The sequence below is a fragment of the Thiocapsa sp. C2-2m genome (assembly GCF_041903745.1).
GTDB classification, from domain to species: domain Bacteria; phylum Pseudomonadota; class Gammaproteobacteria; order Chromatiales; family Chromatiaceae; genus Thiocapsa; species Thiocapsa roseilacustris.
The window spans coordinates 39,196-63,433 of record NZ_JBBWVD010000034.1 but is presented as its reverse complement, the minus strand read 5'-3'; the positions used below and the strand labels follow the sequence as shown (position 1 = coordinate 63,433).

Annotated in this window: 24 protein-coding genes, 1 pseudogene and 1 riboswitch; of the genes and pseudogenes, 10 read left to right on the top strand and 15 right to left on the bottom strand. The window is 64.2% G+C overall.

All coding sequences use genetic code 11. The features are described 5' to 3' along the window. The first annotated feature begins 6 nt into the window (after window positions 1-6). Window positions 7-135, top strand: coding sequence for an ATP-binding protein (locus AADX97_RS22550; RefSeq protein ID WP_374235148.1), 129 nt, complete (start codon window positions 7-9; stop codon window positions 133-135). Window positions 136-151: 16 nt separating this feature from the next. Here the strand turns inward: AADX97_RS22550 and AADX97_RS22545 are convergent, their stop codons facing one another. Together AADX97_RS22545 and AADX97_RS22540 are read right to left on the bottom strand one after the other, a co-directional pair. After that, window positions 152-2,224 carry a recombinase family protein gene (locus AADX97_RS22545; RefSeq protein WP_374235037.1) on the bottom strand — a complete coding sequence of 691 codons (2,073 nt, stop codon included), beginning with the start codon at window positions 2,222-2,224 and terminating at the stop codon, window positions 152-154. Beyond that, window positions 2,217-2,417: a hypothetical protein gene (locus AADX97_RS22540; RefSeq protein WP_374235039.1), complete on the bottom strand. Its 201-nt coding sequence runs from the start codon at window positions 2,415-2,417 to the stop codon at window positions 2,217-2,219. The genes AADX97_RS22545 and AADX97_RS22540 overlap by 8 nt, the downstream gene beginning before the upstream one ends. 169 nt (window positions 2,418-2,586) lie before the next feature. On the opposite strand from AADX97_RS22540, the gene AADX97_RS22535 reads away from it, so the two are divergent. After that, complete coding sequence (locus AADX97_RS22535) at window positions 2,587-2,715, top strand: hypothetical protein (RefSeq protein WP_374235041.1); 129 nt, start codon at window positions 2,587-2,589, stop codon at window positions 2,713-2,715. A gap of 2 nt (window positions 2,716-2,717) precedes the next feature. Beyond that, a pseudogene (locus AADX97_RS22530) lies at window positions 2,718-3,158 on the top strand (ATP-binding protein); the annotation flags it as partial. Here the strand turns inward: AADX97_RS22530 and AADX97_RS22525 are convergent. From AADX97_RS22525 to AADX97_RS22475, 11 genes are all read right to left on the bottom strand, one after another. After that, complete coding sequence (locus AADX97_RS22525) at window positions 3,091-3,768, bottom strand: hypothetical protein (protein WP_374238588.1); 678 nt, start codon at window positions 3,766-3,768, stop codon at window positions 3,091-3,093. The pseudogene AADX97_RS22530 and the gene AADX97_RS22525 overlap by 68 nt on opposite strands. A 187-nt stretch (window positions 3,769-3,955) precedes the next feature. After that, window positions 3,956-4,483: a carboxymuconolactone decarboxylase family protein gene (locus AADX97_RS22520; RefSeq protein WP_374236274.1), complete on the bottom strand. Its 528-nt coding sequence runs from the start codon at window positions 4,481-4,483 to the stop codon at window positions 3,956-3,958. A gap of 143 nt (window positions 4,484-4,626) precedes the next feature. Further along, complete coding sequence (gene draG, locus AADX97_RS22515) at window positions 4,627-5,583, bottom strand: ADP-ribosyl-[dinitrogen reductase] hydrolase (RefSeq protein ID WP_374236275.1); 957 nt, start codon at window positions 5,581-5,583, stop codon at window positions 4,627-4,629. Then, the gene (locus AADX97_RS22510; protein ID WP_374236276.1) at window positions 5,558-6,145 is read right to left on the bottom strand and encodes a nitrogen fixation protein NifQ; all 588 of its coding nucleotides are present in this window, start codon (window positions 6,143-6,145) and stop codon (window positions 5,558-5,560) included. The genes draG and AADX97_RS22510 overlap by 26 nt, the downstream gene beginning before the upstream one ends. 4 nt (window positions 6,146-6,149) lie before the next feature. Further along, entirely contained in the window at window positions 6,150-6,497 is a 348-nt protein-coding gene (locus tag AADX97_RS22505) for a 2Fe-2S iron-sulfur cluster binding domain-containing protein (protein WP_296808962.1), read from the bottom strand. A gap of 123 nt (window positions 6,498-6,620) precedes the next feature. Further along, complete coding sequence (locus AADX97_RS22500; RefSeq protein WP_007193631.1) at window positions 6,621-6,905, bottom strand: 2Fe-2S iron-sulfur cluster binding domain-containing protein; 285 nt, start codon at window positions 6,903-6,905, stop codon at window positions 6,621-6,623. Between the two features lie 153 nt (window positions 6,906-7,058). Then, on the bottom strand, window positions 7,059-8,357 hold the full coding sequence (locus tag AADX97_RS22495) for an FprA family A-type flavoprotein (protein ID WP_374236277.1): 1,299 nt from the start codon (window positions 8,355-8,357) through the stop codon (window positions 7,059-7,061). Next, the gene (locus AADX97_RS22490; protein WP_374236278.1) at window positions 8,357-8,794 is read right to left on the bottom strand and encodes an ArsC/Spx/MgsR family protein; all 438 of its coding nucleotides are present in this window, start codon (window positions 8,792-8,794) and stop codon (window positions 8,357-8,359) included. Before AADX97_RS22490 ends, AADX97_RS22495 begins: the two co-directional genes overlap by 1 nt. Before the next feature lie 119 nt (window positions 8,795-8,913). Next, window positions 8,914-9,192 carry a ferredoxin gene (locus AADX97_RS22485; protein ID WP_374236279.1) on the bottom strand — a complete coding sequence of 93 codons (279 nt, stop codon included), beginning with the start codon at window positions 9,190-9,192 and terminating at the stop codon, window positions 8,914-8,916. Between the two features lie 226 nt (window positions 9,193-9,418). Continuing rightward, window positions 9,419-10,930: a nitrogenase cofactor biosynthesis protein NifB gene (gene nifB, locus AADX97_RS22480; protein WP_374236280.1), complete on the bottom strand. Its 1,512-nt coding sequence runs from the start codon at window positions 10,928-10,930 to the stop codon at window positions 9,419-9,421. A 201-nt stretch (window positions 10,931-11,131) separates the two neighbouring features. Then, window positions 11,132-11,932, bottom strand: coding sequence for a zinc-dependent peptidase (locus tag AADX97_RS22475; RefSeq protein WP_374236281.1), 801 nt, complete (start codon window positions 11,930-11,932; stop codon window positions 11,132-11,134). A 192-nt stretch (window positions 11,933-12,124) separates the two neighbouring features. On the opposite strand from AADX97_RS22475, the gene AADX97_RS22470 reads away from it, so the two are divergent. From AADX97_RS22470 to AADX97_RS22455, 4 genes are all read left to right on the top strand, one after another. Then, window positions 12,125-12,775 (top strand): SCO family protein, encoded by a 651-nt coding sequence (locus AADX97_RS22470; RefSeq protein WP_374236282.1) that lies wholly within the window; start codon window positions 12,125-12,127, stop codon window positions 12,773-12,775. A gap of 44 nt (window positions 12,776-12,819) precedes the next feature. Beyond that, window positions 12,820-13,290: a copper chaperone PCu(A)C gene (locus tag AADX97_RS22465; protein ID WP_374236283.1), complete on the top strand. Its 471-nt coding sequence runs from the start codon at window positions 12,820-12,822 to the stop codon at window positions 13,288-13,290. A 318-nt stretch (window positions 13,291-13,608) separates the two neighbouring features. Then, window positions 13,609-14,253 (top strand): cytochrome c, encoded by a 645-nt coding sequence (locus tag AADX97_RS22460; RefSeq protein ID WP_374236284.1) that lies wholly within the window; start codon window positions 13,609-13,611, stop codon window positions 14,251-14,253. A 304-nt stretch (window positions 14,254-14,557) separates the two neighbouring features. After that, on the top strand, window positions 14,558-15,331 hold the full coding sequence (locus AADX97_RS22455) for an endonuclease/exonuclease/phosphatase family protein (protein ID WP_374236339.1): 774 nt from the start codon (window positions 14,558-14,560) through the stop codon (window positions 15,329-15,331). Window positions 15,332-15,608: 277 nt separating this feature from the next. Here the strand turns inward: AADX97_RS22455 and AADX97_RS22450 are convergent, their stop codons facing one another. Then, window positions 15,609-16,235, bottom strand: coding sequence for a hypothetical protein (locus AADX97_RS22450; protein WP_374236285.1), 627 nt, complete (start codon window positions 16,233-16,235; stop codon window positions 15,609-15,611). Window positions 16,236-16,328: 93 nt separating this feature from the next. Continuing rightward, on the bottom strand, window positions 16,329-18,404 hold the full coding sequence (locus AADX97_RS22445) for an EAL domain-containing protein (protein WP_374236286.1): 2,076 nt from the start codon (window positions 18,402-18,404) through the stop codon (window positions 16,329-16,331). A gap of 199 nt (window positions 18,405-18,603) precedes the next feature. After that, window positions 18,604-18,768, top strand: a riboswitch (TPP riboswitch). Between the two features lie 272 nt (window positions 18,769-19,040). Here AADX97_RS22445 and thiC point away from each other — a divergent pair. The 3 genes from thiC to typA all read left to right on the top strand — a co-directional run bounded on the left by thiC (window position 19,041) and on the right by typA (window position 23,866). Beyond that, a complete protein-coding gene (thiC, locus tag AADX97_RS22440; protein WP_374236287.1) occupies window positions 19,041-20,933 on the top strand; it encodes a phosphomethylpyrimidine synthase ThiC in 1,893 nt (630 codons plus the stop codon). Window positions 20,934-20,958: 25 nt separating this feature from the next. Then, window positions 20,959-21,774, top strand: coding sequence for a Cof-type HAD-IIB family hydrolase (locus AADX97_RS22435; protein WP_374236288.1), 816 nt, complete (start codon window positions 20,959-20,961; stop codon window positions 21,772-21,774). Between the two features lie 280 nt (window positions 21,775-22,054). Further along, window positions 22,055-23,866 carry a translational GTPase TypA gene (typA, locus tag AADX97_RS22430; protein ID WP_374236289.1) on the top strand — a complete coding sequence of 604 codons (1,812 nt, stop codon included), beginning with the start codon at window positions 22,055-22,057 and terminating at the stop codon, window positions 23,864-23,866. The last annotated feature ends 372 nt before the right edge of the window (window positions 23,867-24,238 follow it).

Below are 24,238 nucleotides of genomic sequence, written 5' to 3'. Positions count from 1 at the left end.
GCGGCCATCGAAGACCTCGACTACCGCACTCACCGCGGCCTGGACAAAGCCCTGATGAGCCGCCTGGCGACCGGTCAGTGGATCGGCGAGCACCTCAACGTCATCCTCACCGGGCCGACCGATTCAGCGACATGATGCACACCTCTCTACGTTATTGAAAGTCCAACGATGTTTGATTTAAATCCCGTGTTAACGGGATCGTCCGACCCAGCTCCCCAGCATCCGGCGGAACCAAACGCGCAAGATCATCACAACGGATGATCCACGGCGCGCCGTGACACGGCTGACGTGCGGGCAGGCGCCGGTCTCGAATCCAGCGCAAGACCGTCATCTTGCTCACGCCGAGTTGCTCGGCCGCTTCGTGCAGATTGAGCTCGCCGCGCTCGCGACGCTCCCCCTCGCGGTAGACCCGCACCCCATGATCGCCACGCCACGAACGGATCCGGCTTTCCGTCCAGGTGAGCCCCTTGGCGGTGCGCTTACCGAGCCGGTTCAACAGCCCCGCAATGCTCGCGTCGGGCAGCAGGCGAGCCAGCTCGCCGATCAGCTCCTGCGTGTCGCGATCGGTGACCCAGCGGTGTTGTCCGCTGCGGTTCTTCTTTACGCGCAGCTGCGTGTGATCGCCACCCTGCCAGTGAATGACGACGGCGAGCGTCTCGTCCTCCACGTCGACCAGGATCTCCTGTATCACGGTGCGCAGGATCTGCTTGCGCGTCTCGGGCGTGGCCGCGGGATGATTCCAGACGCGCTCGAGATCGCCGCCCAAGGCGAGGAGGCGCTCGCGCTCGTCCTCGGAGAGTTGAACCGGTGGCGCTGTATCCTCCGACGCCAGCACGCGCTCCAGGCGTGCTACCTCCGCGAGACACACATTCCAGCGCCGTTCCAGCTCGCCGGCCACCAGGCGGTTGTCGGGATCGACCGCATCGTATTGGCGGCGGGCGCGGGCAGCTTCGAAGCGGGCTTGCTCCAGGGCAAGCTCGACCTGGCGACGCTGCGCGCGGGCCTCCTCGCCCTGGTGCTCGAGCACCTGCAGCGCCCCCGCGACCCCTTCGGGTCGGAGCACCCGCAGCACTTCGGCACCGATCGCCGCGTCGATCCGAAGCGCGCCGAAGGCCAAGCAGGAGCCGCCAACCCCGTGACTGAGCCGGGCGCCGACGCAGTGATAGCGCGCCGTATTGCCGCCCTGACCGCTGTAGCCCACATGCAGCTTGCGCCCGCAGCGGCGACACCGCAGCAGTCCGGCGAGCAGCCCCTCGCCACGCCGCACGGCACCGCGCACCATCTCGCCTTTCATGTTGCTGTTGTCTGCAATAATCTGTTGGTTGCGCGCGTACTGATCCCAGCTGATGTAGGACTCATGATGGTCGCGAATCAGCACCGTCCAGTCCGCCGGTGATTGGCGCACGCCGCGTACGACGCGCTTGCGCGAGGCTTCAATGCGTACCCGGCTCGCGGTGCGACCGAAGACGTAAGCGCCGGCATAGACCGGATTGGTCAGGAGCTTATGCACTGCCGAGTAGCCCGGCAACTGCCAGATGACCATGCGCCCCTCGCTTCCGTAGCGCACACTCGGCAAGGCCATGTTCTCCTGACGCAGCCACAGGAGCACTTGGCGGACGCTCTGCAGGTGCGCGAAGCGCGTGAAGACCAGCGCGACGGCGTCCTGGATGCGCCGATCCGGGTCCTTCTCCAAGCGATTGTCGTGCGTGCGTACGTAACCGATCGCGACACTGGTGTAGAGCTCGCCACGGCGGGCCTTGAGCATGAGCGCCTCGTGAGCGCGCTGACGCAACACCGCCAGCTCCATCTCCGAGAGCGTGCCTTTCATCCCCAACAGCAGTCGGTCGTTGGGCAGACGCGGATCATAGACACCTTCTTCGTCGATGATAACGGCGCCCACCAAGGCGCTGAGCTCCAGCAAGGTATGCCAGTCGCGCCCGTTGCGGGCGAGGCGCGATGCCTCGAGGGCCAGCACGGCACCCGCTTCGCCATTACAGATCGCGGCCAGCAGCCGCTCGAAGCCAGGGCGGGCCATGCCCCCGCCGGAGCGTCCGAGATCCTCGTCGATGAGCTCAACCTCGGCAAACCCAAGGTCTCGTGCCCGTTCGATCAATCCATACTGGCGACGCTGGCTCTCGGGATGGTTCTGCACCTGGTCGGGGGTGGACTGACGCACGTACACATAAGCCTTGCGGCCCAGTTGCTCGCTTCCCAGTTTAGTCATCGTCCTGCTCCTGCGCCGCCGTCGCGCGTGTCTGCGGGGCCCCGCCGGCCTCGGCTGCGGCCACCTGATGCAGGAGCTCGCTCAGGAGCGTGCGCAAGGCCTCGCGCCGCTCCTGCGGAAGCACTCCGGGCGGGATCTGCTGGACGTCGAACAGGCTCAATTGGGCAAACAGCGGGTCTCGTTTCGTGGGCATCGTCTCCTCCGCGGGGCTGATCACTCGCCCCGGAGGATAGAAGCCGATCGAGTCGTTCGCCGAGTTCCCGCAGGGTGCACAGCGGCCAGCCGGGCGCTGGCTGAAGACGCACCCGCTGCGCCGCCGGCTCGCACATCCACGCCGGGATTAAAGCCCGACTCCCGTCCGGTTGAGCGATGACGAGATGACGCTCGCCCTGATGATGGACGGTGCGAATGACCTCGACCCGTTCGCCGGCCCGCGGGTGGAAGGGATAATGAACGCAGGCTTCCGCCGGCTGATATTGAGCAGTATGTGATGGGCCCGACCGGCGTGGGGAAGACTTGGATCGCGTGCGCCCTGGCCAACAAAGCCTGTCGCGACGGCTTCACCGTGCGCTACCTGCGCCTGCCCCGGCTGCTGCAGGATCTGGCGATGGCCCGCGCCGAGGGACGTTACACCAAGCTGCTCGCCGACTTGGCGCGCACCGATCTGCTGGTCCTGGACGACTGGGGACTGGCCCCTTTGAATGACGAGCAGCGACGCGATCTGCTCGAAATCCTCGACGACCGATTCAAGCGGTGCGCCACCCTGGTCACCAGCCAACTCCCGGTCACCCTTTGGCATGACTACCTCGGCGATCCGACCCTCGCCGACGCCATCCTCGATCGCCTCGTCCACTGCGCCTACAAGATCAACTTGACCGGAGACTCCATGCGCAAACACGCCTCCGGGTTGACAGACGACCCCGCCCTCGCGTAACTAAACCCATCCCGTGTCGCGGGGCCACTTCGGACTGGCCGCTTTGGCCGGAATCACCGGCCGCTTTCCTTCGGACTGACTGGCCGGATTGAATCAGAACCAGTGGCCACTTTTCTTCGGACCGGGTGGCCACTTTCGCCGGAATACGCAACGGGCTGCGGACCTCGAATCGCAGCTCGCCGAACCGGGCACTGAATTGCGCCAGACCGGGACCGTCGAGCGCAAGATGCAGGGCCGAGAGGACCCGCGCAGGTTCGGGTAGACCGGCCTCGCGGGCCCAAGCGCACACCACCGGGACGGCCGGGTCACCCGCGTCCAGCACCAGCATGTGCTCGCCCACCAGATCGCCGAGGACCTTGCGGGGCAGACCCTCGGCGACGACGCATCCGCCGCGCAAAACCAAGAGGTTGTCCGACAGACGCTCGGCCTCGTCCATGTAATGGGTGGTTAGAACGATCGCCAAACCCTCGCGTCTGAGAGTATCGATCAGCTCCCAGACGCCGAACCTGGCCTGTGGGTCGACCCCGTCGACCACGCGCACTCCGGCGAAGCTCTTGACCAGACCGCTGGCGAGCAACACGGGTTCGTCGTCGGAAACATGGGCGTCCATCGCGAGAGAAGGCACTCGGGTGGGCGGGGCGATCCGAATATTTGAACCGCAAAGGCACAAGGGACGCAAAAAAGAATTGTCTTTTTACTCAGGACATCGTCGTCGCCGAGACCCGCCCGGACGCCCCGGTAATGCCGAAGGCAGGGGCGGCGGATAGGACTCCGCCGCCGCCTCGATGATCGCGGGGTCAGGCCGCGAGATGATCGAGCGGCGTAGCGGTGACGTGGTTCGCATAGCTGCTCAAGGTGACCAAAGCGATACCAGTGATGACCTCGAGGAGGTTCTCCCGAGTGAAGCCGGCGCGCAGGAAGGACTCGACGTCAGCTTCCGGCACCCAGCCGCGGTGCTCGGTCATGGCGGCGGTAAATCGGCGTAACGCTTGGAGACGCGCGTCGGCGAGCCGCTGGCCGTGACGAATCGCCGCAGCGATTTCATCGGCTTGAGTGTCATCCCCGAACATCGGATTCGGGGACTTGCAGTAATGACACTGGTTGGCATGAGCCGCGGCGACATAGACGACCTGTTGCTCGATCGGGGACAGGCTCGAGCGACTCAGCAGGGTTGCGAGCTGCCGATAAGCGTCGAGGGCAACCGGAGACTCCGCGAGCGTACGCAGGAGGTTGGGTAGCTCGCCGCCGTCCCGTTCAATATCTGCCATGATGTCGCGCGAGGGGCTCGGTGCGGTCTTCATGTCGTGAAGTTGAAACGAAATCATGTGCGATACCTGATCGGGTGTGCGGAGAAGCGGGGAACTTGTAAGCTGAATATATTGGTCAGGATTCCAACCGCAATCCGCCGATGCATCGAATAAGATCACAAGATGCTTCGGTTTTGATCGTCCCTCGCCGAAGGATGCCGTTAGCCCTGCATGGTACCGTTGCCGTTGTTACAGCTCGACGCCTTCACAAGGGCCGAGGCTTGATCCACGCAGGCGGTCGCCGTGTCCTTCTCGAGGACGCCGAGCCAACGTCGCGGAATGGCGCTCGGACCGTAAAACGCCCCGGCAATCATCCCGAGGATGGCCCCCGTGGTGTCTGCATCTCCGCCGCGATTGACGACATCCACCAGCGCCGTCTCGAAGCAGTCGGTCGCGAAGAGCGCTTGAAAGACAGCCCGCAGCGTTTCGACCAAATAGCCACCTGGATTCTCCATGCGGCGCCGATCGAAGCGATATTGCGGCTCGACCGCGACCAAGTCTTCCGCGAGCAGGCGCAAATCGCTCTTGGGCCGACCCAGCAAGGCGAACTGGACCATGCGAATGACCGTCAGGGTGCCCGCGTCGGCCAAGCGACTATGATGGGTGACGTGGGATTGAATGCGGTTGGCCTCGGCGACCGCCTCATCGTCAGCCCCGAGCGTGTAGAGTGCGATCGGCAGGCAGCGCATGCAGGCACCGTTGCCGGCATCGTGCTCGCTCTCGGGAACTTCGAGGGTTCCGTTCAAACGATATTGGCTGATACCGCGGCGAACCGTATGGCCGATGTCCACGGGCTTGGTGCGCATCCAGTCGCTGAACGCCTCGGCGATCGTGTACGCGTCGACAGAGCCGGCCGCGAGGATGCTGTTGCCGAGGGCAAGACTCATCTCGGTGTCGTCGGTCACGCGCCCCTTGCGCAGTTTCAACCAACCGCCGCCGATCAGATTGCGGTGCTCGCCGTGGACCTCGCGGATCTCACGCGGGGTCATGAACTCGACGGTTGCGCCGAGCGCATCTCCGACGGCGAGACCCAGATAGGCTCCGGCCGCTCGGTCATAGACGTTGTCGATCTTGGATGTGCTCCAAGTCAGCTCAGTGCTCAGGTCCGAAACAAGCATGATAGTCGGTGCATACCTCGCACGACGGCGCTCGGCAGGTGTAGATCCCTTCCGCCTCGCAGAGCTGTTTGTAGAGGAACCGCTTCCATTTCATATCGTTGACGTTGCGCCCGGCCAACGAGGGGAAATTCCGGCGCATCAACGCGGTCAGATCGGCTCGGTTCCAGAGTCCGAGATCTTGCCAGAGATGGTCGCTCGCCAGACAGCCGGCGGCCACCACATGGGCCATCCAGACCTCGGACCGGGAGTCGCCGGCCTTGTGCATGAGCATCAGCCGGACCAGCTCCTCGCGCTCGTCACCGCGCACCTCGGGCGAAGATGTCGCGCCGTCGAGCGCATCGAGAAAGTCCCGCGAAGCCGCTCCGGGAAAATGGTGCCGCACCAAACAATGAAACGCGGCAGGCTCAAGCCCCAGCCAGGGCGGCATGGCACCCCCGCCCGCGGCATGGGTCGCGATCATACTCGCGAAGGCTTGATCGTTGCCGGCCCCAACCGCCCTCACCATGAGGCGGGCATAGATGCGGGCGGCATCCTGTTCCGAGTCGAGGGCGAGGGCCGACATGACCTCAGTACTCCACGAGGATGTCTTCGTCGCGCACGATCATCTGGCAGGCCAGACGCCACTCGCTCGGCATGTCGTCGACGGCGATCCGATCGATGTCCTCCTTGGTCAGTTTACCCAGCTCGACCAACACGCCGCGCTCCTTGTCGGTCAGGAAGCCGCTCATGCGGCCCTTGCGGTCGACGCTGGTCACACGCACCAAACAGTTGCCGCACTCGCCGTCCTGGCAGTCGTGGTGCAATGGCACCTTGTACTCCTTGGCGAGCTTCAGGATGGTCTCGGTGTGGCTTCCCGCCACGGCGTAAACGGTCTTGTCTTTGTAGTCGGGGCTTGAAAAGGTCACGAGTGGCATAGTGTCGGGTCTCTCTGGGTCGATGACCGGGCATTGGGTACCGTGCGCGGCACCGCGAGCGCTCCGATCGGTCTCGAACGGGGGCGACGGGTCGGTCGGCAACGGGCAGACCGCCGCCGTGAATCAGGCCGGCTTGACCTTGCAGTCGCCAAGGATCTGAGCCTGGCAGGCGAGCCGGTCATGACGGCTGGCCATGTTCTCGCGCAGGACCTTTTCCTCCAGCACGGAGGGCTCGGTCAGATTGTTCCAACCCTCCTCCACATGCATCATGCAGGTGCCGCAGTCGCCCTCGCGGCAGCCGTAGATGATGCCGGCGCCGATCCGCTCGGAGACCTCGATGACCCGCGTTCCGGCTGGAACGTTGACGGTCTGCTCGATATCCGAAAAGGTAATCTTGGCTTTCGCCATGGTGTCTGACTCCTGAATTGTCGATGGTTGATGATGATGAAATCGTGTCATTGACGTTTTTGACGATTCAATCTAAACCGCGCCGCGTCAACGTCTCGCCGTGGGACGAGAGCGACCCCTTCTCGACGTCGGCGATCTCACGCGAGAGGCGGTTTAGCCCAAATCGGCGAAGTCGATGACCCGCCCCTGCTCGCCGCGCACGAGGGCGCCGGCCAGCGCTCGTCCGAAGTCGCGGCACTCCTCGAGCTCCTCCTCCGTCGGGATGAGCTTGATGCGCAGACCCGCGACCGGGACACGGAGCTTCAGCCCGCGCAGGCGGTCCTCGATCATCTTCACCGCCTCGCCGGTCCAGCCGTAGGACCCGAAGGCGGCGCCGAGCTTGCCTTTCAGATCGATCACGGCGAGCGAGGAGAGCAGATCCCAAATCGGCTTGGCCGCATCCCCGTTGATCGTCGGCGAGCCCAGGACCAGGGCATCGGCGGACTCGATCAGATCCACGAAGGGCTGGATCTCCCCGCCTTCGAGGTCGTAGAGCGACACGCGGATCCCGGACTCGACTTCCACCCCGGCGCGGATTGCCTCGGCCATGCGCGCGGTGCTGCCGTAGGCGCTCATGTAGAAGATGATCAGCGAGCGCTCGCCTTGATCGATACGCTCGGCCAAACTTGGCGTGGACAGCTCGCGATAGCGGGTGACATAGCGGCGCGGTCGATCCCGCAGGATGGGTCCATGGGTCGGGGCGATCAGTTTGATCGGCAGCGGCTCGATCAGCTTGAGTGCATCGACCACGTAACTCTTGAAGGGCCGCATGATGTGGGCGTAGTAGTAGTCGAACGCGAAGCGGAAATCGCCGCAGATGTCGTTGAAGAGCCGCGCGTCGCAATGGTGGCAGCCGAAGACATCGCCCGAGAAAAGAACCCCCTCTTCCACCAGCCAGGTGCACTGGGTATCGGGCCAATGCAGGAAGGGCGTATGCAGAAAGCGCAAGGTCCTTCCGCCGAGCGAGACCTCGTCGCCCGTTCCGACCGTCTTGTAGGTCAGCGGCCGGTCGTCGCTCGGTTTGAGCAGCGCCTTGAGCATGGCCGTCGCGCGCTTGGAGATGTAGAGCTGCGCTTGGGGCGCGCGGCGCATCAGCTCGGGCAGCGCCCCGGTGTGATCCGGCTCCAGATGGTTGAGTACGATGACACGGATCTCGTCGTAGCGGGCGACCGACTCCAGACGCGCGAAGAAGTCTTCGGCGAACTCGGCCTTCACCGTGTCGATGACCGCGACACCCTCCTCCCCGCGCACCAGATAGCTGTTGTAGGTCGTGCCGTTGGCCGTGCGCAGGATGATGTCGAAGGTGCGCAGACCCGGATCGAGCGCGCCGATCCAGTGCACCCCGGGCGCCACTGCCACGGCCTCGCCATGACCGGCGAGATCCCGAGCGATCGCCGAGGATGCGGGCGACATCAGGCGACCGCTCCGTCGGCCGGCAGATCGCACCGGGGATCTAGGCCGCTTCGGGAGCAGGACTGCAGATCCTGATCGACCACGAGCGTCACACCGAGCGCGTCGAGCAACGAACCCGGCTCGAAGCCACAACCCAGGCCATGCTCGGATTCGATCAAAGGTCGACGGATCAGCAGCGGATCCTCCAGCATCAGGGCCAAGGCCGTCGCCTCATCCAGGGTCTCGGGCCGAACCTCGCCCCGCTTGATCCGAGGTGCAGTCGGATTGAACCACTCGACCACCGGCAGATCCCCGAAAAACGGCCGCAGCCGCGCGTCGGTCCAAGGCTCGGCGAGCAGATTCCGCACGGTCAGACGATGCCCGAGCGACGTCAGCAACGCCTTCTGCTTGGCGTTGGACAAACACCCCGGCTTCTCGTAGAACAGCACAGACGACATCAACTCACCTTTCCAATTTGAATCAACCGGATAAAAAATCCTGAACCGCGCCCCACCAATGCCGCGGACTACACCGAAGCCTGCACCACTCCAAGGTCGCGGATCACACGGAGCGCGGTTCAGCGAGCCTGGATCTGGGTGCGTATCTCCGCCCACCGATCCGGCGGGATCCCGGTCAGCGACCCCGGCGGATTCACCGGCACCCCGAGACCGTCCAGAATGACCCCCTCGATCGGGCAGATGCTCGCGCACTGCGGATCGCCGAAGTCGCCCTCGCACTCGGTGCAGGCGCGTGCGTCAATTATGAAATGCGGACTTGCGTCCCGGATCGCCTCGCTCGGACAGAGCGGCAGGCACGCCCAGCAATTTACACACCCTTCGATAATCTTGTATGCCATGACTGGTCTCCCCTGGGTCTCGTCTGGTGTTGCGCTCTAAACCGCGTCCAAAGTGAACTGCATCGTTTTCATCGCGTGTCGGGCCCAAGGATTTCTCCGACCTTTGCGGAAACGCGGTTTCGAATTTATTATCTTCTAATACCTTAAACCGCGCCGACTCCAACGGTCGTTCAATCTGCCGGAGCCGATCCCATCCAAGAACATCGCGTACCGCACCGGGCGCGGTTTAAGCGCTCATGCGATGTTCGGCGCCGTCGGGGCGTTCAAGCAGCCCCGCCTCCCCCATCTCGCGATACACCGCGGCAATCGCCTCCTCGATCGGCTCCATCGCATGCTCTCCGTTCGGCGCGATTCCGGCGGCCTCTAGCTGGCCCCAAGGCTCGTAGCCGATGCGCGAGCAGAGCACGACCTCGCAGCCGTCGAGCACACGGATGGTCTTGGCCAGAACGGACTCGCCGTCGCCGCAGGTCTCGTCTCCGGAGCAATAGAGGTCGACCTTGCGGTGACCAACGAAGCGCACGTCGTTCGCGCTGGCCTCGTAGACCAGGAACTCGCGGGCGTGGCCAAAATGCTGGTTGATCACGCCGCCGCCGGTGGTGGCCACCGCCATCAACACCGGACGGGGCTCGGGGCGCGCGGGGCGACGCCGGGTCAAGGAGGCGATGGAGACGAAGGTCTCGCTGGACTGGTTGCGCTGCGCCATGCGGCTGGCCTCGATGGCGGCATGGACCTCCGCACGACGGGCCATCGCGGCGGCGTAATCGACCTCCTGCTCCGCGATCTTGTCGAGTGTGAACTCGTCGCCCCGATCCTCGCCGAGCATGCCGACGGCATCCGCGCGGCATTGGCGGCAATGGCGCATCATGGCCATGTCCCCGGCGCAGGCATCCTGCAGTGCGCTCAGCTCCTCGTTGGTCGGTCCGCGTTGGCCCATCAACCCGTAGAAGGTCCCGTGCTCGGGCTCGGCGATGAGCGGCATGACATTGTGCAGGAAGGCCCCCTTGGCCTTGACGACCCGGCTGACCTCCTTGAGATGCTCGGCGTTCACACCCGGGATCAGCACCGAGTTGACCTTGACCAGGACACCGCGCGCGACCAGCATCTCAAGGCCCTTCTGCTGCTGCTCGATCAGGATCTCGGCCGCCTTGCGCCCGGTCACCCGCCGATTGTTCCAGAAGATCCAGGGATAGATCTTGGCGCCAACGTCCGGGTCGACGCAGTTGATGGTGATGGTGACGTGCTCGATGTTGTGCTTGCAGATCTCGTCGACCAGGTCGGGCAGCGCGAGCCCGTTGGTGGAGACGCACAGCTTAATGTCCGGGGCCTTCTCGGAGAGCTGGCGAAAGGTCTCCAAGGTGCGCTGCGGATTGGCGAGCGGATCGCCCGGACCGGCGATGCCGAGCACCGTCATCTGGGGGATGGCCGCGGCGACGGCGATGACCTTTTTGACCGCCTGATCCGGGGTCAGCACCTCGGAGACAACACCCGGGCGCGACTCGTTGGAGCAGTCGTACTTGCGATTACAGTAGTGACACTGGATGTTGCAGGCGGGAGCGACGGCAACATGCATCCGCGCATAGTGATGATGCGCATCCTCGGAGAAACAGGGATGATTGTTGATCTTGGCGCGGATCGCCTCGGGCAGATGAGCGAGCTTCTCGCCGCCGGCACCGCAGCCGCTCGACGCGCAACCGCCGCCGGGCACGCCCGCGGCATCGGCAATCACCTTCAACTCCATCACGCTGCCTCCGGAGATGGGGCACAGGCCCCGCGAAAAGATGTCTCTGAAAGGCAGATAAGCAAAGACCATGCCCGGTCTTTGCGATGGGTTAACCGACTGAAAGAATTACAGACGACAGCACCCGAGCCAAGCGCTTGTCGGGATCACGACAGCCCCGGCGCAATCGAGGTGTGGGATTCGGCGCAACGCCCGACGCGGCTAAGGCGCCGGTCGAACCTCATCCGCAACGGCAGTGAGTCGCGCCAAAGGGTCTTGCCGGTAGAACAGCCGCATCTGCTCGTAGACCGCCGGGTATTCGGAATGAACGAGATCGGGCAGCTCGAAGAATCCCTCGCTGAGCACGGCGAAAAACTCGGCAGGCGACTCTGTCGCGTAGGGGTCGATCGGTGTTTCCTCGTCGGCGTCGACTCGTCGACACAGGTCTTCGTAGGCGGCGGAGAAGGTCTCCGCCCAGACCTTCGGCGACATGCCGGCATGCAGCGGCGGGCAGCCGTTCGCTGCCCCGTCGCGCATGTCGAGCTTGTGAGCCAGCTCATGGATCACGACGTTGTAGCCGTCGCGCTCCATCCCGGCCTCGACATCCGCCCACGAGAGGATGACCGGCCCCTGCTCCCATGCCTCGCCGCTTTTCGCCTCCTGCTCGGTCCAGACCACGCCGTCGTCGCCCATGACCTCGCGCTCGGGAACGAACTCCTCCGGATAGACGATGACCGCATACCAGCCGCGGTACCAATCCAGCCCCAGCTCAAGGACGGGAAGACAGGCCTGCAGGGCAATCGCCAGACGCATCGTGTCCGTCAGCTCAAGCCCTTGCGCGGGGTCCAGACGTTTATCGCGCAGGAAGAGGAGGGCCAGATCGGCGAGACGCCGGATCTCCTCTTCGGTCAGGTCATCGAGCAGCGGGAGGGCGTCCCGGACACGCGCCAAGTCGTGTGGGTCGACGCGCGCCCGCTCGCGCTCGAGCACGCGCGACTGCCACCATCCGGTCAGAGCGCGCACGTCTGCACCGCCCGACGAGGCCGAGCACGACAGGGTTCGTACAATCGAGGCGAATGGCGCATGGCACGGGTCTTATCGCGCAAAAGCACGCGCCTATCCGGGTCTTCGCCGGGTAATTGACGTACGTCAAGGCGAATCGCACACCGCTGCCCAAGATGCAGGGATCGACTCTCCCCCGCCTGGCTCCCGATCATGACGCGAAAGCTGCTGATCATCGTAATCCTGGTCCTCGTCGGACTCTTGGCATGGCTGTTGTATTGGACCCCGAGCGGGGTCGGTGTGGATCCGGAAGGGCCAAAGCACAGCACGCTGGAACTGGCCTCGCCGCCGCAAGGCGGTGACTTTGTTCTCGACTCCGCAAACGGCCCGGTCGCCCTCGCCGATCTTCGCGGCAACGTGGTTCTGATCTACTTCGGCTACACCTGGTGTCCGGATATCTGTCCGACCAATCTGGTCCTGATCGCAGGCGCGCTCAAGGCGCTGACGCCCGAAGAGTTGGAACGGGTCCGGGTCCTCTTCGTGAGCGTCGACCCCGAGCGGGATTCGGTCGAGCGGCTCGCCGAGTATAGTGGCTATTTTCACCCCGAGATCATCGGCCTAACCGGCACGACCGAGCAAATCGCCGAGGTCGCCAAGCTCTACGGCGCAGCCTACCGGCGTACCGACCTCGACGATTCGGCGATGGGTTACGTCGTGGATCACTCCGCCTACAGTCATCTTGTGGACACGCAAGGCAAGCTCGTGCGCAACCTCGATCACGCCACGCCCTCCGCGGAGATCGTCGCGGCGATCCGAACACTGCTGGGATCGAGCCCGCCCGCCGAGAATCAGTCCGAACCTTAACCCGCCGAACCCCGCAACCCATGCCGTCTGTTGGAGGACACATCATGCCCGGATATGCATTGCCACTGCTCGCGGCCACCTTCTTCACCGCCATTTCCTTCGCCGCTTCCTTCTCCGCTCTTGGCGCGGAGCTCTCGATCGGCGATCCCTACGCTCGGGCGGTACCGCCCGGCCAGCCGAACAGCGCCGTCTTCATGTCCCTGGAGAACCAAACCGCGGAGAACCAGGCGCTGGTCGGTGCCGAGAGCGCTGTCTCGGAGATCGTCGAGCTGCACACGCACGTCGAAGAAGGCGGGATGATGCGGATGCGCCGGATCGAGAAGATCGAAGTGCCCGCCGGGGAGACGGTTACCCTCAAGCCGGGCGGCCTGCATGTCATGCTCATCGGCCTCAAACAACCCCTGGAGCCGGGAGACGCGGTCGATCTCACCCTGATCTTCGAAGACGGCTCGCGCAAGCCCGTTCAGGCGCCGGTGCGCCGAATCGAGGCACCGATGAAGCACATGAATCATTGAGATCGGACCGACGCCGAGAGTGACAAGCGCCACGCGGCCGACGAGGACCGATCCTTCATCGCCGCCCATGTGTTGACATCGGCAGTACGCTCATGGTCAAACGATCCGGATCACGACGCCGGATGACGGAATTTTTTTGCTCCTTGCCTGTCCTCGAGCAGGTGAAACGGCCTCGTTTGGATGGATGCGAGACACCGCTGGTTTGACCCATATGCGGATGTTCTGATATACATCCATGGGTTTTCTCGCCCCCCGACCAGGCCGTCGATCCGCGCAAGGTGTCGCGGCCATGAATCACGACCCGATTAGGCATCCTCCATGGTAAAGAACTGGCTGATAACAGTGACGATGGCAACGGCTTTGGTAAGTGGCGCGGCACACGCGTCCCAAGGGCTCCAAGTTGCCGCCCCTCAGGTCGGAGACCCGCAAGCCGGCGAAGCGAAAGCCAACGGCGTATGCATCGCCTGCCACGGTCCCCAAGGCAACAGCATCGTACCGATCTGGCCTAAGCTGGCCGGACAGCACCCGGAATACATCGTGAAACAGTTGACCGACTACAAGGCCGGTCGCCGCGCCAACGAGCAAATGACCCCGATGGCCATGCCGTTGACCGATCAAGAGGTCCTCGATCTGGCCGCCTACTACGCGACTCAGCCCAAGACCCCTGGCACGGCGGATGCCGAGTTGGCGAGCATGGGCGAATCCATCTATCGCTGGGGCAATCCGGAGACCGGCGTCCCGGCGTGCAGCGGATGTCACGGCCCGGCCGGGCAAGGCCAGTCGCTCGCCAAGTTTCCGCGGGTTTCGGCCCAGCACGCGGACTACACCAAGCAGACCCTCGAGCACTTCCGCGGTGCGCTGCGTGCCAACGATCCGAACGCGATGATGCGCGGCGCCGCGGCTCGGCTGAGCGATCAGGAGATCGCCGCGGTGTCTCAGTACATTCAAGGGTTGAGCAAGTAAGTCACGCGCGGCAACCGGGGCGGCTCACGGAGGAGTCGTTTCCGATCCGTCGCTTTGCGCATCCCGTCCGCGGGGTGACCGTCGATTTCGGAGATTGGTCATCGGAGCACTGGACTCAGGGCCGACCGAACCAGGCTTGATCGAAGCCGTGGGAGTCGAGCGCGCGGCGATCGCGACCGGGCAGACGAGGCGAGCGAGCCCGGCCGCAGGCGCCGAGCCGACCGATGGGATACCTGGCCACGCGCACCATCAAACCGTCTCCCATGCGTCCTCGCTTTCGACCGACGCACGCCGTCTCAAGCTCTTGAGCTTCAATGTGCAGGCCGGGATCTACTCGCGCCGCTACAGCGACTACTTCACCAATAGTTGGAAGCACATCCTCCCGCACCCCGAACGACTGGCGAATCTGACCCGCATCGCTCAACTGCTGCATCAGTTCGACCTGGTTGGCCTCCAAGAGGTCGACGCCGGCTCCCTGCGCAGCGCCTACATCGACCAGATCCAGTATCTGGCTCGCCACGGCGCCTTTCCGCACTGGTACAGGCAGGTCAACCGCAACCTCGGCCCCTTCGCACAGCACAGCAACGGGCTTCTCAGCCGCCTGCATCCGCAGCGAATCACCGAGCACAAGCTCCCCGGCCTCCCGGGACGGGGCGCCGTCGTCGCGGAGCTCGGGCTTTCGGACCACGAGACCCTCGCCGTGGCGATCGTACATCTGGCCCTCGGATGGCGCGCACGGCGGCGTCAACTCGATTACCTGATCGCACTGTCCGAGCAACACCCGTATCTCGTCATCATGGGCGACTTCAACTGCGGGTGCGATTCGAAAGGGCTCCGAGCCATGGTCCGAAAAGCCGCTATGCGCGGACTCGACTGCGAGCTCAAGACCTTCCCGAGCTGGCGTCCGACGCACAATCTGGATCACATCCTGGTCTCTCAGCCGCTGCGCGTGATCGCCGCTCGCGTGGTCGATTATGCCTTGTCGGATCACCTTCCGATCAGTATGACGATCGAATTGCCCGAGGGCGTTTCCTTCTCGGCAGACCAACCCCGGCCGGATCCGAAATCGGCGCGCTGAACCGGACGCACTAAACCGGACGAGCCGGGCTTCCCGGCGTCGCCGATCACTTCACAGCTTCACTGGGTCAATCACTGGCCCGCTCGCTTAAACCGCGTCCAGAGCGAAATGCTGATTTTCGAGTGAGCTCGACGTTTGGTGCATCCACGGCCCTTAGCGGGGACGCGGTTTAAATTTTAATGTTTTTTGATATCTTAAACTGCGCCGGCTCCAGCGGTCGTCAAGTCTGCCGGGGTCGATCCCATCCAAAAACATCGCATACCCCACTGGGCGCGGTTTAATCCTGCACGTAAAAATAGCGCCACGCACAGCCGCTCTGTTGCTTGAGCAATGCGAGCAAGGCATCTGTCGGCACCGCCTCGCCCGGAAAGATCTCCTCGACCTGGATGAGCAGGCGCGCAAACCCACCCTGCCGCTTCCAATCCCAAGACCAAATCGGACGACACACGCCGCAACTCGGGCAGACTATGGCTGATTCCTGCCGATCCGAACCGGACGTTCTCGCCGATTGCACGAATTGCTCGACGTACAGCGGCCAATCGCTCAAGCGAGCGCGGCATCCAGGACACCGCGGTGCGCGTGTATTGCGGCCGTAGCACCAGCGCGGATAGTCCGAAGCCAGCGGGACCACGACGTGAGAAAAGGCGCTGCCCGTCTGCGGTTCACTCGCGATCGCGACCGCGCACCCGACGAAGGCGAGCAGCGCGGAAAACTCGGGCCCGACGCGATAGGCGAACTCGCGATCCGGGATGCGATCCGCGATAAACCCCGCATCGGACAGGATGCGGACGAGCCGATCCCGATCCGGACAGACCTCGGCAGCGCGGGGCGCAAGAATCAACCGACCTGCATGATTGGGCGGCGGCGCGACATCCGCGACAGGCATCGAACCCTTCAGTGTCATGACATGTGATCCCCGACCCGCGCCCGCCACTGATCCCGGGGTACGCGCATGCCTTTGCCGCTCCCGACACTCGACCATCGCGAGGGACGCGGTTCAGATGTCATCAGTGGAGTGATGGAAATCGTAGCTCAACTCGCTGCTCGGCATCTGGACCGCGTTGCCTTGAATATAGTCGGGCCGACAATTCCAAACCCGCACGATCGTGGCTTGATCTTCGATGCCGGCCGCGATGACGGATGCACCATGTGTTCTGATCCGCTGAACCACTTGGAGCAGCTCGGCCGGATCGGCGTTGATGAGGGTCGCGAAGGAGAGCTTGGCAAAGGCGACCGGCAACTCCGCCAGCAGGCCCAAATCCGCCGCATTGCCCGTGACGTTGACGACGCAGACCTGAATCCCGTATCTGCGCAGGACATCGACAAGCGGCCTGGCCGCGGCCAAGTGCTCTCGGACGTCTTGCATCTGGAACTGAAGCAACGGGCGGCGCCGGATCAGATTGCGACGAACCATCTGATCGCGAAACCAGGGGAGCCATTCTTCGGCCGCGACCGACGCGACGCTTTGATGGATCATAAGACGCAGCTTGGGGTGCGACTTGCGCTCTGCGTCCATGACATCGAGCGCGTGCTCCAGCACCCAACGGTCGATCCTCGACATCCATCCGCTACGCTTGGCCACTGGCAGAAAATCGGCAGCCGGAACGTACTCCCCGTCGAGCGTGCGCAAGCGGAGCTGCACCTCGTAGAGCTCGCCGACGTTCGCCCCGAGCGAGACGATCGGCTGAAACATCAGCAGCAGTCCGTTCTGGTTGACGGCGGTGTCGATCAACTGCTTGAGCAGACGCTCGTAGTCCGAGCCGCGATCGGGGGCGACGACGGGAGTCCAGACCCGCACCCGATTGCCGCCCGCCTGCCGCGCCCGCGCTGCGGTGGTGCGGCTGCGCGAGACCATCGTAATGGCGTCGTCGGCGGGTGGCGTAAAGAGCCCGATTCCGATTGTCACGGTGAGCGCAAAGCGCTTGTCCTGGACCCGAAGCTTGGTGTCGGCAAAGGTCCGCAGCAGCTGCTCCGCAAACCTCTCCAACGCCTCGCGGGTCGCTCGCCTGGCCAGCACGGCGAAGGTAAAGTCATCCAGGCGCGCAGCGCACTCCTGCGGGGCAAGCTGGTCGACGAGCTTCTCCTCGAGCTGACGCAACAGCCGCTCCGTGCCATCGATCCCCAAGGCATTGGAGATGTCCTGATACCGATCGAGCTCGATCAGCACAAGACCGACCCCGGGCGACGGCGCCTCCGGGTCGCGCACCACGCGATCGAGACCAAGCAGAAACGTCTCCTTCGAGAGCGCACCCGGAATGCCCTCGGGCTGATCGGCGTTGACTCGGCGATCCTTGAGCAGACGCGACAGCCGGATGCGATGCTCGATCGCACCGATGAGCTGCTCGCGCTGGATCGGCTTGGCGATGAAGCTGTCGCCGCCGACCCGCAACGCCTCCAGCTGCTTGTCCGGGTCGGTCTCGGCAGAGAGAAAGATAATAGGCGTATCGAAGTACTCGCCGTGATCCCGAATAATCGCGGTCAGCTCGGTTCCGCTCGCATCCGGCATGTAGAGATCCATCAGGATCAGATCCGGCCGAACATCATGCATCTTCCGCAGGATCTCGAGCGGTCGATCGACGATGTGCGGCTCCATCCCCGCCTTGCTCAGCAGCAACGCGATGTATTTGGCCTGCAGCGGGTCGTCTTCGACGACCAGGATCCGGGGTCGGCTGCTCTTGGTCGGACCGCTCAGCTCGACGAGTCGCTTGGCCAAGTCGGATACCGCAACCGGCGTCGGAAAATAGCCGCGCGCACCGGCGCGCATCACCTGGAGCCGCGTCTCGATGTTCTCGGCGGCGGCGATACAGACCACCTCGGGCTTCGTGTTCCCGGTTCCCGTCAGGCGCTCGATCAAACCGGATGGGCCGGCACCGAAAGAGACGTAGCGCAGATCGAGGATCAGCGCCGCGGGCCGCGCCCGCCCGAGCGCGGCTTCGAGCGCGTCGAGATCCTCGAAGGCATCCAGGTGCAACCCGGCCGGCCCAATCATGCTCGCGAGCCCGGTCTGCAACGTCAAGTCGCTGCCAAGATAGAAGATCCTATTCTCGGTAACCGCGATATCTGCTTCGTTCATGAGCGAAAGCGCCTCGGTGGGGCGTCGAGAGATCCTGTCTGCCGTTGCCTGGTCCGACACCGTCCACGCGGGCAGACTCCCTTGAGACCGACTTCGGGATCGGCAGCCCGAACCCGAAGGTCAAGTGTAACGCCGGTCCGCGGAGTACCCTCGGTTCGATCGGGTTGAAATCCCGGCAGTCTTTCGTTAGTTTCCGCGGACATGCTGCTGGGGGTGTCCGGTACGCGTGACCGAATCCGACCGAGAGGGCCTGTCGACCGACCGGCACCGCACGGTTCCATGATGCAGTCACGCGCCGGGCTGAGAAAGACCCTTCGAACCTGATCCGGATCATGCCGGCGCAGGAAAGCAGGCGACGAGGACGGATCAAGGGCGCCGGCCCGCAACGATGACGGAGCCCGCCGGGCACATCCATCGAACGGCCCGCGCAACCATCCGGGTAGTGTATCTCATGAGCCTTGTCGGCTCTCGGTTCCTGCCGCCTCGACTCGGGATGCGTTTGCATCCCGATGACCCCGCCGCGCCTCCCGCCGACCACCGTCCGCCGTCATCCTTTCGAGCCGCAGCTTTTACGGCCGATCCGGCCCCATATCACAGTCGCCACCATACGCCACGCGTCCGTCGAGAGGAGATTCCATGAGCGCTATCCCACAGGCCTTCGTCCAGAAGACCGCCGAGCTGTCCGACGAGGTCACGCGGCCCTTTCCGAGCTCGCGCAAGGTCTATGTGACGGGATCCCGTCCGGACCTGCGCGTCCCGATGCGCGAGGTCACCCTGACCCCGACACAGACCAACGCGGGGATCGAGGAGAATCCGGCGATCATGATCTATGATACCTCGGGACCCTACACGGATCCCTCCGCGCACATCGATCTGCTCGCCGGCCTGGCCGATCTGCGCAGCGCCTGGATCCAGGAGCGCGGCGACACCGAGCAGCTCGACGGACCCACCTCCGCGTTCGGTCGCCAGCGCCAATCCGATCCGCGGCTCGCGCATCTGCGCTTCGAGCATATTCGCACCCCGCGTCGCGGCAAGCCGGGGCGCAACGTCACCCAGATGCACTACGCACGAGCCGGCACCGTCACGCCCGAGATGGAGTTCGTCGCCATCCGCGAGAACATGCGTCTGGATGCGCTGCGCGCCGATCCGCGTTACGCCAAGCTCCTGCGCCAGCATCGCGGCCACTCCTTCGGCGCCAGCCTGCCCGACACCATCACTCCCGAGTTCGTCCGCGACGAGATCGCCCGCGGGCGCGCCATCATCCCGGCCAACATCAACCACCCCGAGCTGGAGCCCATGATCATCGGGCGCAACTTCCGGGTGAAGATCAACACCAACATCGGTAACTCGGCCGTCACCTCAGGCATCGAGGAGGAGGTCGAGAAGATGGTCTGGTCGGCGCGCTGGGGCGGCGACACCCTCATGGATCTTTCCACCGGCAAGAACATCCACGAGACCCGCGAGTGGATCCTGCGCAACGCACCCGTGCCGATCGGTACCGTGCCGATCTACCAGGCGCTTGAGAAGGTCGACGGCAAGCCCGAGGAGCTGACCTGGGAGATGTTCCGCGACACGCTTATCGAGCAGGCCGAGCAGGGCGTGGACTACTTCACCATCCACGCCGGCGTCCTGTTGCGCTATGTCCCACTGACTGCGGAGCGCCTCACCGGCATCGTCTCGCGCGGCGGCTCCATCCTGGCCAAGTGGTGTCTGGCACACCACAAGGAGAACTTCCTCTACACCCACTTCGGCGAGATCTGCGAGATCATGAAGGCGTACGACGTCTCCTTCAGCCTGGGTGACGGGCTGCGCCCCGGATCGATCGCCGACGCCAACGACGCCGCCCAGTTCGCGGAGCTGGAGACCTTGGGGGAGCTGACCAAGCTCGCCTGGGAGCACGACGTTCAGGTCATGATCGAAGGCCCCGGCCATGTGCCGCTGCAGATGATCGAGGAGAACGTCACCAAGGAGCTGGCCGACTGTTACGAGGCGCCCTTCTACACCTTGGGTCCGCTGATCACGGACATCGCCCCGGCCTACGACCACATCACCTCCGGCATCGGCGCCGCCAACATCGGCTGGTACGGCACCGCCATGCTCTGCTACGTCACGCCCAAGGAGCATCTGGGCCTACCCGACAAACAGGACGTGCGCGACGGCATCGTCACCTACAAGATCGCCGCACACGGCGCGGATCTCGCCAAGGGTCTGCCCGGCGCTCAGATCCGCGACAATGCGCTGTCGAAGGCCCGCTTCGAGTTCCGTTGGGAGGACCAGTTCAACCTCTCGCTGGATCCCGAGCGTGCACGCGAATTCCACGACCAGACCATGCCGCACGAGTCGCACAAGGTCGCCCACTTCTGCTCCATGTGCGGTCCGCATTTCTGCTCGATGAAGATCACGCAGGACGTGCGTGACTATGCACAGGCACATCGACTCGACGACGTGGAGATCGCCATCGAGGAAGGCATGAAGGAGAAGGCGAGCGAGTTCAGAAAGGAAGGGGCGCAGATCTACAAGGCCGTCTGAGCCGGATGCGCTCGGGTCGCTGTTGATGTCCAGTCACGCCCTGTGCAGGCTCGTCGTCTGCGACCTCGACGGCACGCTCCTCACGCCGGAGCACCGTTTGGGAGACTACTCCCGCTCGGTGCTCGCCCGCCTGCGCGCTCGGGGGATCGAGCTCATGCTCGCGTCCGGCCGGCATTTTCAGGACATCCGTTTGCTGTCCGACGCGCTCGGCGGCAACGGCTGTCTGATCTCGTCGAACGGGGCCGCCGTCCATGACCATCAGGCGCGTCTGGTGCAGCGCAGCCCGATTGATCCCGAGTGCGTTCGATTCTTGATCGGCGACCCTGCCTTCCGAACCGTTCACGTGAACCTCTACCGCAGCGAGGACTGGCTGGTGGAACGCGCGGAACCGGATCTGCTCCGGTATCACCGTGATTCCGGCTTTCACTACCGAATCGCGGATCTCGGCGCCCTGGCGCCGGATGACGTCCTCAAGGTCTTCTATTATGGCGAGCCATCCGAGCTGAGGCGGCTGGAGACGCTCATCTCGGAGCATGTCGGGGATCGCGTGTCCACCACCTTCTCGCTGCCGGTGACCCTGGAGGTCATGGCCGCGGAGGTCTCCAAGGGGGCGGCTCTCGCCGTTGTTGCTGGGCGCATGGGGATCGCGCTCTCCGAGGTCATCGCCTTCGGCGACGGCATGAACGATCGCGAGATGCTGAGCCTCGCCGGAACCGGCATCCTCATGGCCAATGCCGACCCGCGCCTCAAGGAGGCACTGCCGCAACTGGAGCAGATCGGGAGCAACCATGAAGAATCGGTCGCCCGCTACCTGGAGGCTAGGTTCGGCAACGATCGATGAGTCCCATCGGCTGAAGCGGGATCCGCATCAAATCGTTTCGACCTCCCGGCCGGTGGCGTTCGATGCCTCGGCCCGTGCATCCCCGAGAACACATCCGCAAACACATCCGGCCATGGCCGATCCGCATGTCTCGCGACTTGCGAAGCCGGTTGTTTCGATCACCGAATATTCACGGGCGTAGGGTATATACTCTCACGCTGGCTCGGCACCCCGATTTTCCGCTCGAACCGAACCCATCGCCCGACCCGACCCCGATTTCATCTTCTCCGGAGCTCCACTCGTGATCGAGACGTTACGCAATATCGCCATCATCGCCCATGTCGATCATGGCAAGACCACGCTGGTGGACAAGCTGCTGCAGCAATCGGGCACGCTGGGGGATCGCTTCGGGCCGGTCGAACGCGTGATGGATTCCAACGCGCTGGAGAAGGAGCGCGGCATCACCATCACCTCCAAGAACACCGCGCTGCGCTGGCGCGACTACCGCATCAACATCGTCGACACGCCAGGCCATGCCGACTTCGGCGGCGAGGTCGAGCGTGTACTCTCCATGGTCGACTCGGTGCTCCTGCTGGTCGATGCCCAGGAAGGGCCGATGCCGCAGACACGATTCGTCACCAGCAAGGCGTTCCAGCATGGCCTGCGACCGATCGTGGTCATCAACAAGATCGACCGTCCGGGTGCGCGGCCGGACTGGGTCATCGACCAGGTCTTCGATCTCTTCGACCGGCTCGGAGCGAGCGACGAGCAGCTCGATTTTCCGATCATCTATGCCTCGGCCCTGAACGGCTATGCCGGGCTGGACAACGCCGTGCGCGAGGGCGACATGACGCCGCTCTTCGAGGCGATCGTCGAGCACTGCCCGGCGCCCGAGGTGGATCCGGATTCGCCCTTCCAGATGCAGATCTCCACGCTGGACTACAGCTCCTTCGTCGGGGCCATCGCGCTCGGGCGCATCCGCCACGGCAGCGTGCGGCCGAACCAGCAGATCGTCGTGGTCAAGCCGGACGGCGGGCGTTACAAGGCCAAGGTCGGTCTGGTCTACGGCTATCTCGGTCTGGAGCGCCATGAAGTCCCGCTCGCCACTGCCGGGGACATCGTCGCCCTGACCGGCATTGAGGCGCCGAACGTCTCGGATACACTCTGTCATCCGGAGCATGCCGAGGCGCTGCCGCCGCTCACCGTCGACGAGCCGACCGTGACCATGACCTTCCAGGTCAACACCTCGCCCTTCGCCGGGCGCGACGGCAAGTACCTGACCTCGCGCCAGCTCAAGGACCGGCTCGAGCGCGAGCTGATCCACAACGTTGCCCTGCGTGTCGAGGAAGGCAACGACCCGGAGAAGTTCCGGGTCTCCGGTCGCGGCGAGCTGCATCTGTCGATCCTGCTCGAAACCATGCGCCGCGAAGGCTACGAGCTGGCCGTCTCGCGTCCCGAGGTCATCTTCCGCGAGATCGACGGACAGATCTGCGAGCCTTACGAGCAGCTCACGGTTGATGTCGAGGAGACCTCGCAGGGCTCGATCATGCAGGCGCTCGGCGAGCGCCGCGGCGAGCTCAAGGACATGGTCCCGGACGGCAAGGGCCGCGTGCGCTTGGACTACGAGGTCCCCTCGCGCGGGCTCATCGGCTTTCAGACCGAGTTCATGTCCATGACCTCGGGTACCGGGCTGAAGTATCACATCTTCGACCGCTATCGCCCCGCCAATCCGGGCGGCATCGCCCCGCGGCGCAACGGCGCACTCATCTCCAACGGCACCGGCAAGGCGCTCGGCTACGCCCTCTTCAGCCTGCAGGAGCGCGGCCGCATGATGGTCTCCCCGGGAGACGAGGTCTACGAAGGCCAAGTGGTCGGGATCCACTCGCGCGACAACGATCTCACCGTCAATCCGCTCAAGGCCAAGCAGTTGACCAACATCCGCGCCGCGGGCTCGGACGAGAACATCCTGCTGACCCCACCGGTGAAGTTCACCCTTGAGCAGGCACTGGAGTTCATCGAAGACGACGAGCTGGTGGAGATCACGCCCGCGGCGATTCGGGTGCGCAAGCGCCATCTCACCGAGAACGACCGCAAGCGGGCCAGTCGCACCTAAACCGCGTCCAGAGCAACAGGTAGGGTTCGAGGGTGAATTCAGTCTCGACACGACAACCGGCGACGGCGGTACGCGGTTTAGGGTGAAGACGACGATTAATCGCGACGTGGCTATCGCGGCTCGGCGTCCGGAGCCGAGGTGATTTCCGGGAAAGGATCGACCGGCGTGTAGGGGCGAATTCATTCGCCCCTACTAGAGTCCCGACAGGTCGTCCGGGCATGCACAGTCGGGATGCCTATTCTCGGAAATCGCCTTAAAGCTGAGAGCTGACGGCTCTTTGCTAAACCGCGCCCAGCGCGGTATGCGATGTTTTTGGAAGGGATCGGCCCCGGCAGACGTGACGACCTTTGGAGCCAGCGCGGTTTAGGCCAA

Excerpts from the sequence above, each read along its gene's own strand:
- AADX97_RS22545 (WP_374235037.1), bottom strand. The coding sequence starts at position 2,224 with ATGACTAAACTGGGAAGCGAGCAACTGGGCCGCAAGGCTTATGTGTAC.
- AADX97_RS22540 (WP_374235039.1), bottom strand. The coding sequence starts at position 2,417 with ATGCCCACGAAACGAGACCCGCTGTTTGCCCAATTGAGCCTGTTCGAC.
- AADX97_RS22525 (WP_374238588.1), bottom strand. The coding sequence starts at position 3,768 with ATGGACGCCCATGTTTCCGACGACGAACCCGTGTTGCTCGCCAGCGGT.
- AADX97_RS22520 (WP_374236274.1), bottom strand. The coding sequence starts at position 4,483 with ATGATTTCGTTTCAACTTCACGACATGAAGACCGCACCGAGCCCCTCG.
- draG (WP_374236275.1), bottom strand. The coding sequence starts at position 5,583 with ATGCTTGTTTCGGACCTGAGCACTGAGCTGACTTGGAGCACATCCAAG.
- AADX97_RS22510 (WP_374236276.1), bottom strand. The coding sequence starts at position 6,145 with ATGTCGGCCCTCGCCCTCGACTCGGAACAGGATGCCGCCCGCATCTAT.
- AADX97_RS22505 (WP_296808962.1), bottom strand. The coding sequence starts at position 6,497 with ATGCCACTCGTGACCTTTTCAAGCCCCGACTACAAAGACAAGACCGTT.
- AADX97_RS22500 (WP_007193631.1), bottom strand. The coding sequence starts at position 6,905 with ATGGCGAAAGCCAAGATTACCTTTTCGGATATCGAGCAGACCGTCAAC.
- AADX97_RS22495 (WP_374236277.1), bottom strand. The coding sequence starts at position 8,357 with ATGTCGCCCGCATCCTCGGCGATCGCTCGGGATCTCGCCGGTCATGGC.
- AADX97_RS22490 (WP_374236278.1), bottom strand. The coding sequence starts at position 8,794 with ATGTCGTCTGTGCTGTTCTACGAGAAGCCGGGGTGTTTGTCCAACGCC.
- AADX97_RS22485 (WP_374236279.1), bottom strand. The coding sequence starts at position 9,192 with ATGGCATACAAGATTATCGAAGGGTGTGTAAATTGCTGGGCGTGCCTG.
- nifB (WP_374236280.1), bottom strand. The coding sequence starts at position 10,930 with ATGGAGTTGAAGGTGATTGCCGATGCCGCGGGCGTGCCCGGCGGCGGT.
- AADX97_RS22470 (WP_374236282.1), top strand. The coding sequence starts at position 12,125 with ATGACGCGAAAGCTGCTGATCATCGTAATCCTGGTCCTCGTCGGACTC.
- AADX97_RS22465 (WP_374236283.1), top strand. The coding sequence starts at position 12,820 with ATGCCCGGATATGCATTGCCACTGCTCGCGGCCACCTTCTTCACCGCC.
- AADX97_RS22460 (WP_374236284.1), top strand. The coding sequence starts at position 13,609 with ATGGTAAAGAACTGGCTGATAACAGTGACGATGGCAACGGCTTTGGTA.
- AADX97_RS22450 (WP_374236285.1), bottom strand. The coding sequence starts at position 16,235 with ATGACACTGAAGGGTTCGATGCCTGTCGCGGATGTCGCGCCGCCGCCC.
- AADX97_RS22445 (WP_374236286.1), bottom strand. The coding sequence starts at position 18,404 with ATGAACGAAGCAGATATCGCGGTTACCGAGAATAGGATCTTCTATCTT.
- thiC (WP_374236287.1), top strand. The coding sequence starts at position 19,041 with ATGAGCGCTATCCCACAGGCCTTCGTCCAGAAGACCGCCGAGCTGTCC.
- AADX97_RS22435 (WP_374236288.1), top strand. The coding sequence starts at position 20,959 with ATGTCCAGTCACGCCCTGTGCAGGCTCGTCGTCTGCGACCTCGACGGC.